Here is a 12,209-nt window from a genome sequence, read left to right as displayed (position 1 = left end):
CTACCTGCGGTGAAGGCCTTCTGGCGTAGCGCTATCAGGCATGAGTTTATTTCTCAGTTGCCAATTCTGTTACCTCATACTGACGCACGCGCTGTAACAGCCCTTTCAATGTGAACACCGCCGCAATTCCTGCCACCACCGCCAACAGATGAAACGGAATCTTGCCGCCGTTAAACCACAACCCGCGTCCGACTTCGATAGCGACGGCCATGACTGTCAGGATGACGATATTCAGCGACGCTGAGACGGTGCCTTTAGGCAGAGTGTTGGAAAACAGCGTAAAGCGGAACAACGTCGAGAAAATCATCCCGATGCCAAAAGCGTACAGACTGGTGCCCAGCACTGACCACAGCCAGACATGAGGCCACAACAGATTTCCTGCGATCAGGATGGCCAGACCGACAAGCTGTATCGGCGGTGCGCGCCAGATAAAACGCGGATCGCCAGGATCTTTCACAACCCGAGCGACCATCATATTGGCGATGATTACCGCGCCAAACACCGGCACCTGCGCCCAGGCGAACTGCGCGGTAGTCATGCCGCCCGCGTCGATTAAGATTACTGGCGAGACCGCCACCCAACTCATTAGCGGGATGTAGCTCAGCGAAAGCGTTGCGGCGCCGAAGAGGAAAATCCGGTTGTGAAAGACATGGCGAAAATCGCGGAGGACGGCGGGAATGCTAAACGGCGCCGCGCCGCGTTGTACCGTCTCTGGCATCGCCAGCGCCAGGCCGCACAGGGCGATCAGCCCCATCAGCGCAATAATGCCGAACAGGGCTTTCCAGTGAACAAAGTGCATTAGCGCAGCGCCTGAGAGCGGGCCGATAACCGGCGCAACCAGAACTATTGAGGTGATGATCGCCATCAGTTTTATGGCTTTGGTCTGGCCGAAGGCTTCCTGCACGGTAACGTAACCGACCGTGGCGATAAAACAGATGCTGGTGCCCTGAATGAAACGCGCGACCAGAAACTGCGTCATTGACGTTGTAAGGAGCGTAGCGGCGCAGGCAACGGTGAAAATAAGCGCGCCCGTAATCAGCACCGGTCGGCGGCCAATCCGGTCGGAAAGCGGGCCGAGCAACCACTGCAATGCCATCCCTCCGGCCAGATAGAGACTGACGGATGCCGGAGCCAGGCTGACATCGGCATTGAAATCATGCACGACATGGATGATGCCCGGCTGAATCAAATCCGTCGACAGGTAGGCGGCAAAGTCGTACAGAATCAGCGCCATCGGGAAAAATAGCGTAGTCGCGCGCCGGGAGAAAAATTGACGTATCCGTTGCATATAAATCGCACTCCATGTCGGAGAAAACCCTGAACGGGTACAGTGAAACATTTCTGCATGGCGTATTCAGAAAAAATGTACGCCTTGCAGAAAGGTGAATTTATCGTTGATAGCGCCTCGCAGCAACGCATAATACCGAATGTCGTTGGCATCCTGACAAGGTAAGGTGACGCCGGATAGTGAGATCATGCAACATCGGCGTATTGCCTTGCTGGAGTTGATACAAAAACATATCCGCCAGCGTGACCTGATGGGGCTGGTGGAGCAACTGGCCTCACTTTTGGTGATGGGATACACTACCGACAGCCAGCTTAAAGTGCTGTTTAATTATATGATGCAGTGCGGCGATGCATCTCGTTTTAGCCAGTTTATTCACGAGGTGGCCGAACGTTCCCCCCAACACAAGGAAAGTCTGATGACGATAGCTGAACGATTACATGAAGCGGGTCGCCAGGAGGGTATGCAGCAAGGCTTACAGCAAGGCCAACGGGCTGAGGCGCAGCGTATCGCGCGTACAATGCTGGAAGACGGCATCGATCGCGATACGGTTTTACGTATCACCGGACTTGCTGTTGAAGAGGTTATCGCGCTGAACCACTAAACACATATCCACCAGCGCATCACTGGCCCGGTAAACGCCGTTCTGCCGGGCGGGCTTATTCCATCGCCACCTTCACCGCCTCTCCAAGTTTTTGCATTACCTCACGATGTTTCTCGTTCGGCGGTAACGCACAGTTGATGCGCACGCAGTTGCGATACTTCCCGGAGGCGGAAAACAGTGATCCCGGCGCGACCTGGATTTTCAGGCGGCATAGCTGTCTGGCGACGCAGACCATATCGATATGCTCCGGCAGCTCGACCCATAGCATAAAGCCGCCTTTTGGTCGGGTGACGCAGATCCCGCAGGGAAAATATTCGCGTACCCAGCAGGTATAGATCTCCATGTTGCGCTGGTAGATTTGGCGCATTCGCCGGACATGACGGTGATAGTGGCCCTCGCGGACGAAGGTGGCCGCCGCCAGCTGCGTGGCGGGAACGTTGGTGCCGATGACGGCGTATTTCATATGCAGCAGGCGATCGTGGTAACGACCCGGAGCGACCCAGCCTACGCGCAGGCCCGGCGCGACGGATTTGGTAAACGAACTGCACAATAGCACCCGACCATCGATATCCCAGGAGTGGATGGTGCGGGGGCGCGGGTAATCCGTCGCCAGCTCGCCATACACGTCATCTTCAAAAATCACAATATCGTGGCGCTGCGCGAGGCTGAGCACTGCCCGTTTGCGTGCGTCCGGCATAATAAACCCGAGGGGATTATTGCAGTTTGGTACGAGGATAACCCCTTTAATCGGCCACTGATCCAGCGCCAGTTCCAGTGCTTCAATACTGATACCGGTATCCGGGTCGGTCGGGATTTCAATGACTTTTATTCCTAAGCCGCGCAGGAGCTGCATGGTGCCGTAATAGGCGGGGGATTCGACGGCGACAATATCACCCGCCTGGCAGACGGTCAGCAGCGCCAGCGACAAACCGCTCTGGCTACCGTTGGTGATAACGATATCATCAGCGCTGACGACCGAACCGCTGTCAAGCATCAGGCGGGCGATCTGTTCCCGCAGTTCGCGGTATCCGGCCAGTTCATCGTAGCCCAGCACCGCCCCCAGGTTATGTTGCGCCACGCGGCTTAGCTCGCGCCAGAGCGGTTTCAGGCTGGGTTGGTGGATATCGGGGACGCCGCTGCTGAAAGGAATAATTGATTTGTCGTTGTGCCCTTCCAGCATGTCCAGCACCTGATCCCACTGGGTGATCTCTACCGGTCGCTGTACCGGGCGTGACATCAGCGGCACCGGCGGTTGCGCCTTGCGCGGGGCGACAAAGTAGCCGGAGCGCGGCTGTGGAGTGATGAGCTGCAACGTCTCCAGCGTCTGATATGCCTGCTGTACGGTACTGATGCTCACCCCATGCTCCTGACTCAGGCTACGCACCGAGGGCAATTTTTCCCCGTGGCGATACAGCCCTTGCTCAATACGCTCGGCCAGCAGATTAGCCAGATGTTGGTAACGCGTCATGCTGTATTCCTCACTCTTGCCATACAGATGGAAAAACCAGTACAGAACGGTGGTCGAAATCGCGTTCAGATACCGTTTTAGCCAATCTGTATGGCAAAGAAAAGTATTTTTTGAATCTGTATTGTCGTGGTGAAAATCCGGGAAGATAAAGCCTCTGACCTGGTGGGGAGGTGGAGTATGGAATTTCACGAGAATCGCGCAAAACAGCCGTTTATTGGTTTTGTTCAGATCTGGCGGGCAATAAAAAGGTGGCGACTGCGGGCGCAGACGCAGCGCGTATTGCAACGCATGAACGATGAACAGTTAAAGGATGTGGGGCTGCGACGGGATCAGATTGAGTGATCCCCCGTAACACCACAGAGGCTGGGCTGTATTCAGTCCGGCCTTTTTTACATTCATGTAATTTATCAATTGATGCTTCCTTATCAGCTGTTTCTTGATACTTATCCTGATAAGTATTATTTTCCCATCTGCTAAGAGGGGAAAGAGAGATGACTGAAGATGAGCTGTTTGCCCGTCGTCCGATGGGGATGCGCATGGCAATGGTGGTACGCCAGTGGCGTGCAATTATTGATGCTGCCATCACCGATACCGGCCTGACGCAGTCAAGCTGGACGGTACTGATGCAACTGCATCAGTTGGGCGATAACGTCTCGGTCAGCGAACTGGCGGAGGTGCAGGGCATTGAGCTGCCACCGCTGATGCGTACCCTCACGCAACTGGAAAAACAGGGCTATCTGGTGCGTTCAACATCGCCATATGACAAACGCATCCGCCTGCTGACGCTGACAGCGCAAGGCCGTTCAAGGCTGGAAGAACTGAACCGGGTGATTGAGACCTATCAGCAACGCGTCACCCGTACTATCCCGGAAGCGGAACTTGCTGCCTTCAGCGCCACATTAAATCAAATCGCCTGCAATCTGCGGTTAATCCGCGAAGAAGATAATTAACTCTAAAAAACTATGATGACCCCAGAACAAAAATTTGCCCGTTGGGTAAGGGTGAGTATTGCCGCTTTCCTTGCAATATTCGCCTGGTTTATTGTTGCCGATATCTGGATCCCGCTGACGCCGGATTCCACCGTGATGCGTGTGGTGACGCCGGTCTCCTCGCGCGTCTCCGGCTATGTCTCTCACGTCTACGTACGCAACAATAGCCAGGTGAAAAAGGGCGACCTGTTGTATGAACTGGACCCAACGCCGTTTATCAATAAAGTTGAGGCCGCACAGATTGCCTTTGAGCAGGCGAAGCTGAGCAACCAACAGCTGGATGCGCAGATCGCCTCTGCGCGCGCCAACCTGCGCACCGCGCAATACACTGCCCGCAACGATAAGCTCACGTTTGACCGCTATCAGCGGCTGAGCGCGATGCAGAATGTTTCGCAGTCGGATCTGGAGAAAGTGCGCACCACCTGGCAGACCAGCGAGCAGTCGGTGGCTGCGCTGAATGCCAGTATCCAGAACCTGCTGATCCAGCGCGGTGAACGCGACGACAGTCGCAATGTGACGCTGCAAAAATACCGCAATGCGCTGGAAGAGGCACAGCTGAACCTGGGCTGGACGAAGGTGCGGGCGGAAACCGACGGGACGGTGAGCAATCTCCAGCTCAACCCTGGGCTTTACGCCACCGCCGCTACGCCTTTGATGGCGCTGGTCAGTAACCAGACCGATATTGTGGCCGATTTTCGTGAGAAAAGCCTGCGTCACACCCGCGTAAATACCGATGCCGCAGTGGTGTTTGACGCCATGCCGGGCAAAGTGTTTCCTGCGCATGTGACCAGCAGCGACGCCGGGATTCTGGCCGGGCAGGAAGCGGTTAACGGACAGCTGTCGCAGCCGGAACAGTCGACGCGCTGGGTGCGCGATGCCCAGCGTATGCGCATTCACGTTGCGTTGGATACCCCGCTGGAGAACCCCCTGCCGACCGGCGCTCGCGCTACGGTGCAGTTGTATAACAGCGAAGGGATGTTTGCCCGCACCTTTGCAGGGGCGCAGATCCACCTGGTAAGCTGGCTTCACTATGTCTATTAACACCCTGGCCCACGTCTTTACGCCGCACGGGAATATTGTCTACACCGCCAATGATTTTCGCCAGACCGTGCGTATTTCCGTTGCCGGGACGATAGCACTGAGTATCTCGACCTTCTACAACGTGCAGTACGGCGTGTTTTTTGTGGTTTATCCGCTGATGCTGTTGTCGCTGGTGCCGGTGTTTAACCGCCATGTGGCTCGTCAGTTTGTATTCAGCGCGGCGGTGAACTGCGTTGAAATGGTGTTGATTGTCGGCTATCTCTCGCAGTGGCCGGTAATTATGACGCTGGTGGTGTTTGGCCTGTACGTGATGCGCTTTCGTTTTATGAGCAAGGGGCCGCTGTTTCTGCTCGGTTCGATGGGCGTGGTGTGCCAGAGCACGATGCTCAACTTTATGAGTTACCCTGGCACCAACTGGCATACGCTGATGTTCTCCAATATGGAGGCCTGCGTGATGGCGGTAGCCCTGAGCGCGCTGCTGCACTATCTGATCCCGGATGTCGAACCGCGTCAGCCGCCGCCGCGTATTGAGAAAGATGATGCCCGTATTCGCCATGAGTCGCTGCTTTCCGGCACCGTGGCGACGATGATCTTTGTGATTTTCCAGATCTGCGATTTGAGCGATTCGTTGTCGGCGCTGATGGCGGGAATTTTGATTTTGTTTCCGATGCACTATCGTGGCGCGGTGATCAGCTCTATCTGGCGCGTCGTCGGCGTGGTGCTGGCCTGTCTCTATATTCTGCTGGTGCAACTGCTTATTTATGACTTCAGCAACCATATGCTGCTGATGATGCCGCTAATCGGTCTCGGGCTAGGCTTCAGCGCTCGTCTGCATGTGATGGAAAAGGTCGGCGCGGGCGTCGGCTTTGCCAGTATCACCACCATCGGCATTATGTTCGGCCAGAACCTGCACCCGGACAGCGATCTGGTGTTCAGCGATCTGTACCGCATCACTTCAGTCACCGTCGCGCTGGTAGCGACGCTGACGATGGTGTTTCTGGTCCACCGCATCCTCAACTGCTTTGCAGCGACGCGGTTTGTGATTACTGAGTGAGTGGGGAGTGAGTGCCGGATGGCGGCTGCGCCTTATCCGGCCTACAAGGAGTGGGATTTCCAGGCCCGGTAAGCGTAGCGCCACCGGGCAATCCAGAATGAGGGTTATTTCTTCAACCCCGCAAACGCGGCCCTGATCTCGTCTTCCGGCAGTTGAATGCCGATAAACACCAGCGTGCTGTGCGGCTGTTCGTCGCCCCACGGGCGGTCCCAGTCGGCGCTGTACAGGCGCTGGACGCCCTGGAACAGCAGGCGGTTCGGTTCGCCTTCAATCCATAGCATTCCTTTGTAACGCAACAGTTTCTCGGCGGACTCCAGCAGCAGGTTTTCCATGACGCGGGAAACGTCGCTGATGTCTACCGGATAATCCAGCTCCACCACAATTGATGAGATATCGTTTTGTTTGTCGGCGATAAAGTGGAAGCACGGTGTGGCGCTGACTACGTTCTCCTCCAGCATAAAGCCGTTGGTGTCGAACAACAGGGAGAGGTCGATATCGCCGTGCGTGACGGTGTAAACCGGGGCGCGGGCGTTGATGCGCGCTAAGCGTTCACGCAGTTTTTCGCTAACTCCCGCCACGTCGGTTTTGGTCAGCAGGATGCGGTCGGCATAACCGACCTGCGACTGGGCGATGGTGAACTGGTTCATCTGCTCGTCGGCGTGTACCGCATCGACCAGCGAAATCACGCCGTCCAGCAGGTAGCGCTGGCAAATCACGTCATGGGAGAAAAAGGTCTGAATAATCGGGCCGGGGTCGGCCATGCCAGTGCACTCAATCACCAGACGGTCGAAATGGATGTTGCCCTGGTCGAGGTTGTCGAGCAGGTCTAACAGCGCGTCTTCCAGTTCACTGGAGCGGGTACAGCAAATGCAGCCGTTAGTCAGGGTTTTGATCTGGGTGGCGCGATCGCCAATCAACTGATCGTCAACGGAAACTTCGCCGAATTCGTTTTCGATAACGGCAATCTTGTAGCCGTGTTTTTCGTTAAGAATGTGGCGCAGCAGGGTGGTTTTACCCGCGCCGAGAAAACCGGTGAGTAGGGTAACTGCAATCGGGGTCATCAGTGCCTCCATTAACAGCAGCGCATGCCGCCTTTTCCGTCGCCGCCGTAACGTGCCTGCTGGCGCTCGCGGAAGAATTCTTCATAGCTCATGTACGGCTTGTCTGGATGATTGGTTTGCATATGCTCGACATAGTTGTCGTAGTCTGGAATGCCAATCAACATCTTCGCCGCCTGGCCGAGATATTTTTTTGCCTGACCTAAGTTACCAAACATTTTCTCATCCAGATATGAATAAAGCCCAGCGAACCGGGCGTTGGTTTTGCCGGATGGCGGCTTGCGCCTTATCCGGCCTACGTTAACTGCATTTTGTAGGCCGGGTAAGCGTAGCGCCACCCGGCATCCGATTAATGGTGTGAAGAGGTCTTCACGCCGCCTTCCGGCACCGGTACATACGGCGTCTCTTTATCGGTACGACCGTTGATGGTGCGGGCTTTCTGCCAGGTACGGAACCCATAGAAGATGATGCTGTACACCACTACCAGGAACAGAATACTCAGGCCTGCGTTGGTGTAGTTGTTCACGACGATGTGGTTCATATTGGCAATTTGCTGCGCGGTCAGTTCGCTGCCGTTGGCAATCTTCTCTTTGTACTGGTTAGCCATGTAGAAGAAGCCTTCCATCTGCGGGTTGGTGCTGAACAGTTTCAGACCCAGCGCCCAGGTGGTGCAGATCAGCAGCCATACTGCCGGGATAACGGTAACCCAGATGTATTTGGTGCGCTGCATTTTAACCAGTACCACGGTGCCCAGAACCAGCGCCACGGCGGCCAGCATCTGGTTGGAGATACCGAACAGCGGCCACAGGCTCTTAACGCCGCCCAGCGGATCAACCACGCCCTGATACAGCAGGTAGCCCCACAGACCGACGCAACCCGCAGTACCGATGACGCCAGCAACCAGAGAGTCGGTTTTCTTCAGGAACGGGACGAAGTTACCCAGCAGATCCTGCAACATAAAGCGGCCGGAGCGGGTGCCCGCATCCAGCGCGGTCAGGATGAACAGCGCTTCGAACAGAATACCGAAGTGATACCAGAAGCCCATGTCAGCCATCGGCAACACTTTGTGGAATACGTGAGCGATACCGACCGCCAGCGTCGGTGCGCCACCTGCGCGGTTCAGTACCGACGGTTCGCCGATGTCTTTTGCGGTTTGCAGGATCTGCTCAGGCGAAATCACAAAGCCCCAGGAGCTGACGGTTGCCGCCGCGTGTGCGGTGACGTCTTTCAGCTGCGCCATAATCAGCGGCGCGTTCTCGCCACCCATTTCGTGCAGGTTCGGCATGGTGATACCGAGGCCCGCTGGCGGGGTGTTCATCGCGAAGTAGAGACCCGGTTCGATGATAGACGCCGCAACCAGCGCCATGATCGCCACGAAAGACTCCATCAGCATTGCGCCATAGCCGATGAAACGCGCGTCGGTTTCACAAGCCAGCAGTTTCGGCGTCGTACCGGAAGAGATCAGCGCGTGGAAGCCAGATACCGCGCCACAGGCGATGGTGATGAACAGGAACGGGAACAGCGCGCCTTTCCACAGCGGGCCGGTACCGTCGATGTACTGGGTCATTGCCGGCATTTTCAGCTCTGGGTTGAGGATCAGAATCCCCAGCGCCAGACCGACGATAACGCCGATTTTCAGGAAGGTTGCCAGATAGTCGCGCGGGGCGAGGATCAGCCATACCGGCAGCAGTGCGGAAATAAACGCGTAACCGATCAGCGCGAAGGTAATGGTGGTGTCTTTAAAGGTCAGCGCCGGGCCCCAATACGGGTCGTGCGCAATCACGCCGCCGAAGTAAATAGAGGCAACCAGCAGCACGATGCCAATAACGGAGACTTCACCCACACGTCCCGGACGCAGGAAGCGCATGTAGATCCCCATAAACAGCGCGATAGGTACGGTTGAGCAAACGGTGAAGACGCCCCACGGACTTTCGGCCAGCGCTTTTACCACGATCAGCGCCAATACCGCGAGGATGATGATCATGATTAAGAAGCAGCCAAACAGGGCGATGGTGCCCGGCACCGGGCCCATCTCTTCTTTGATCATCTCACCGAGAGATGCGCCGTTACGGCGGGAAGAGATAAACAGCACCATGAAGTCCTGTACCGCACCGGCCAGCACTACGCCCGCCAGCAGCCACAGCGTACCCGGCAGGTAGCCCATTTGCGCGGCCAGAACCGGGCCGACCAGCGGGCCGGCGCCAGCGATAGCGGCAAAGTGGTGACCAAACAGTACGTAGCGGTTCGTCGGTACGTAGTTCAGGCCGTCGTTATTAATGACCGCAGGCGTAGCACGCGTTGGGTCGAGTTTCATCACCTTCTGGGCGATGTACAGGCTGTAGTAGCGATAAGCCACCAGATAAACAGAGACGGAAGCGACCACGATCCACAGGGCGCTGACGTGCTCACCTCTGCGTAAGGCGACGACCGAGAGGCAGAATGCACCGATGATTCCAAGAATCACCCAGGGTATGTGCTTGAATATCTTTTTCGTATCCATAGTAAAACCTGGTTTTTAAGATTAATAATTGGCCGAAGCCGTTGGGTTTGAGTCTGTGTTTGAGGAGGTAAATTGACTGCTATGCTGAGGTGATCCTGCCAGAGATACGCGCGCGTAAAGTAAGGTAAATAAGTGAGTGGTTATATGTGGGCTTAAGCGGTCAGGAGTGTCAGTGAGTGGTTTTCCCGACGGCGGGATGCGGTCATTTATGTGATTGAGATCACTAATTAAAATCCAGCATTTCTTTTTCGTCGATCGTGAACGGAGAATCATTCGTGCTGATATCGTTCCAACCAGTACGAATTCGGTAAAGTTTTCCCTTTCCAGGCCGAAAATTCTGGTATCTGTCTAGCGGAAAGAGAAAACATGTTAAAACGAATCAAGATTGTGACCAGCTTGCTGCTGGTCCTGGCAATATTTGGCCTTTTACAACTCACCTCAGGCGGTTTGTTCTTTAACTCATTGAAGAATGACAAAGAGAACTTCACCGTGCTGCAAACCATTCGTCAGCAACAGTCCACGCTGAACGCCAGCTGGGTTGCGCTACTGCAAACGCGAAACACCCTGAACCGGGCGGGTATCCGTTACATGATGGATCAGAACAATATTGGCAGCGGCGCGACCGTTACCGATCTGATGCAAATTGCGACGACCTCTCTGAAACTGGCGGAAAAACACTGGGCTGAGTACGAGGCGTTGCCTCGCGATCCGCGCCAGAGTGAAACGGCGGCAGTGGAGATCAAGCGTAACTACGATATCTACCATAATGCGCTGGCGGAGCTGATCCAGCTGTTGGGCGCAGGTAAGATCAACGACTTCTTCGATCAGCCCACTCAGGGTTATCAGGACGGTTTTGAGAAGCAGTATGTTAACTACATGCAGCAGAACGATCGTCTGTATGACATTGCGGTAGAAGATAATAACCGTTCATACAGCCAGGCGATGTGGGTACTGGCGAGCGTGTTAATCGTTGTGCTGCTGGTGATCGTCGCCGTCTGGTTCGGTATTAAGCTCTCCCTGATCGCGCCGATGAACCGTCTGATCGAAAGTATTCGTCATATTGCGAACGGCGATCTGGTGAAACGCATTGATGTGGAAGGCTCTAACGAAATGGGACAACTGGCGCAGAGCCTGCGGCATATGCAGGGCGAGCTGGTTCGTACCGTCGGTGATGTGCGTAACGGCGCGAATGCGATTTACAGCGGCGCCAGCGAAATCGCGATGGGCAACAACGATCTCTCTTCCCGTACTGAACAGCAGGCAGCCTCTCTGGAAGAGACCGCCGCCAGCATGGAAGAGCTGACCGCCACGGTGAAACAGAACGCCGAGAACGCGCGCCAGGCCAGCCATCTGGCATTGAGCGCGTCTGAAACCGCGCAGAAAGGCGGTAAAGTGGTGGATAACGTCGTGCAAACGATGCGTGATATTGCTTCCAGTTCGCAGAAAATTGCCGACATCATCAGTGTGATCGACGGTATTGCTTTCCAGACCAACATCCTGGCGCTGAACGCGGCGGTAGAAGCGGCGCGTGCGGGCGAACAGGGTCGTGGTTTTGCCGTGGTAGCGGGTGAAGTTCGCAACCTGGCGCAACGCAGTGCGCAGGCGGCGCGTGAGATCAAGAGCCTGATTGAAGACTCCGTCAGCCGTGTGGATGTGGGCTCAACGCTGGTCGAAAGCGCCGGTGAAACGATGGATGAAATCGTGAACGCGGTGACGCGTGTGACCGATATCATGGGGGAAATCGCCTCGGCATCTGATGAGCAAAGCCGTGGTATCGACCAGGTTGGCCTGGCGGTAGCGGAGATGGATCGCGTTACCCAGCAGAACGCCTCGCTGGTGGAAGAGTCTGCCGCAGCCGCTGCCGCGCTGGAAGAGCAGGCCAGCCGCTTGACGCAGGCTGTTGCCGTATTCCGCATTCAGCAGGAACAGCAGCGTGCGCGTGATGCCGCAGCGGTGAAACCGGCTTCTGCGTCTGTACTGCCGCGTAAAGCAGCCGTCGCGGATAGCGGTGATAACTGGGAAACCTTCTAAGCCGTCATGCCGGATGGCGCTGGCGCTTATCCGGCCTACGGGCAGGGAGTCGCTGTGTTGCCGGATGGCGCTGGCGCTTATCCGGCCTACGGGTAGGGAGCTGCTGTGATGCCGGATGGCGCTGGCGCTTATCCGGCCTACGGGTAGGGAGTTGCTGTGTTGCCGGATGGCGCTAACGC

At 55.9% G+C, this 12,209-nt stretch carries 10 protein-coding genes and 1 pseudogene; 6 read left to right on the top strand and 5 right to left on the bottom strand.

The features are described 5' to 3' along the window. Positions 1 to 46: 46 nt before the first annotated feature. Complete coding sequence (gene mdtM, locus OGY62_RS19260) at positions 47 to 1,288, bottom strand: multidrug efflux MFS transporter MdtM (RefSeq protein WP_049009412.1); 1,242 nt, start codon at positions 1,286 to 1,288, stop codon at positions 47 to 49. A gap of 166 nt (positions 1,289 to 1,454) precedes the next feature. Here mdtM and OGY62_RS19255 point away from each other — a divergent pair. After that, positions 1,455 to 1,889, top strand: a pseudogene (locus OGY62_RS19255) (Rpn family recombination-promoting nuclease/putative transposase); the annotation flags it as partial. Positions 1,890 to 1,944: 55 nt separating this feature from the next. Here the strand turns inward: OGY62_RS19255 and OGY62_RS19250 are convergent. Next, on the bottom strand, positions 1,945 to 3,357 hold the full coding sequence (locus OGY62_RS19250) for an aminotransferase-like domain-containing protein (protein WP_047459146.1): 1,413 nt from the start codon (positions 3,355 to 3,357) through the stop codon (positions 1,945 to 1,947). 177 nt (positions 3,358 to 3,534) lie between these two features. Between OGY62_RS19250 and OGY62_RS19245 the strand changes: the two genes are divergently transcribed. The 4 genes from OGY62_RS19245 to OGY62_RS19230 all read left to right on the top strand — a co-directional run bounded on the left by OGY62_RS19245 (position 3,535) and on the right by OGY62_RS19230 (position 6,441). Further along, complete coding sequence (locus OGY62_RS19245; RefSeq protein ID WP_112001232.1) at positions 3,535 to 3,699, top strand: DUF1127 domain-containing protein; 165 nt, start codon at positions 3,535 to 3,537, stop codon at positions 3,697 to 3,699. A 149-nt stretch (positions 3,700 to 3,848) separates the two neighbouring features. Continuing rightward, the gene (locus OGY62_RS19240) at positions 3,849 to 4,307 is read left to right on the top strand and encodes a MarR family winged helix-turn-helix transcriptional regulator (protein ID WP_012134229.1); all 459 of its coding nucleotides are present in this window, start codon (positions 3,849 to 3,851) and stop codon (positions 4,305 to 4,307) included. 12 nt (positions 4,308 to 4,319) lie between these two features. Continuing rightward, positions 4,320 to 5,387: an HlyD family secretion protein gene (locus OGY62_RS19235; protein WP_286460410.1), complete on the top strand. Its 1,068-nt coding sequence runs from the start codon at positions 4,320 to 4,322 to the stop codon at positions 5,385 to 5,387. Beyond that, positions 5,377 to 6,441: a DUF2955 domain-containing protein gene (locus OGY62_RS19230; protein ID WP_012134227.1), complete on the top strand. Its 1,065-nt coding sequence runs from the start codon at positions 5,377 to 5,379 to the stop codon at positions 6,439 to 6,441. The genes OGY62_RS19235 and OGY62_RS19230 overlap by 11 nt, the downstream gene beginning before the upstream one ends. Before the next feature lie 104 nt (positions 6,442 to 6,545). On the opposite strand, the gene yjiA is transcribed toward OGY62_RS19230, so the two are convergent. From yjiA to btsT, 3 genes are all read right to left on the bottom strand, one after another. Next, positions 6,546 to 7,502, bottom strand: a complete 957-nt coding sequence (gene yjiA, locus OGY62_RS19225; RefSeq protein WP_286460409.1) for a GTPase — start codon at positions 7,500 to 7,502, stop codon at positions 6,546 to 6,548. An 11-nt stretch (positions 7,503 to 7,513) separates the two neighbouring features. Continuing rightward, positions 7,514 to 7,717 (bottom strand): YbdD/YjiX family protein, encoded by a 204-nt coding sequence (locus OGY62_RS19220; protein ID WP_024130742.1) that lies wholly within the window; start codon positions 7,715 to 7,717, stop codon positions 7,514 to 7,516. Positions 7,718 to 7,848: 131 nt separating this feature from the next. After that, complete coding sequence (gene btsT / locus OGY62_RS19215) at positions 7,849 to 9,999, bottom strand: pyruvate/proton symporter BtsT (protein ID WP_047459136.1); 2,151 nt, start codon at positions 9,997 to 9,999, stop codon at positions 7,849 to 7,851. A gap of 366 nt (positions 10,000 to 10,365) precedes the next feature. On the opposite strand from btsT, the gene tsr reads away from it, so the two are divergent. Then, the gene (gene tsr / locus OGY62_RS19210; protein ID WP_012134223.1) at positions 10,366 to 12,030 is read left to right on the top strand and encodes a methyl-accepting chemotaxis protein; all 1,665 of its coding nucleotides are present in this window, start codon (positions 10,366 to 10,368) and stop codon (positions 12,028 to 12,030) included. The last annotated feature ends 179 nt before the right edge of the window (positions 12,031 to 12,209 follow it).

Origin of the sequence: Citrobacter sp. CK198 (assembly GCF_030333295.1) — a bacterium.
Classification (GTDB): domain Bacteria; phylum Pseudomonadota; class Gammaproteobacteria; order Enterobacterales; family Enterobacteriaceae; genus Citrobacter_B; species Citrobacter_B koseri.
Note: the sequence above shows the minus strand (reverse complement) of the source record. Positions and strands in the feature narration are given on the sequence as shown.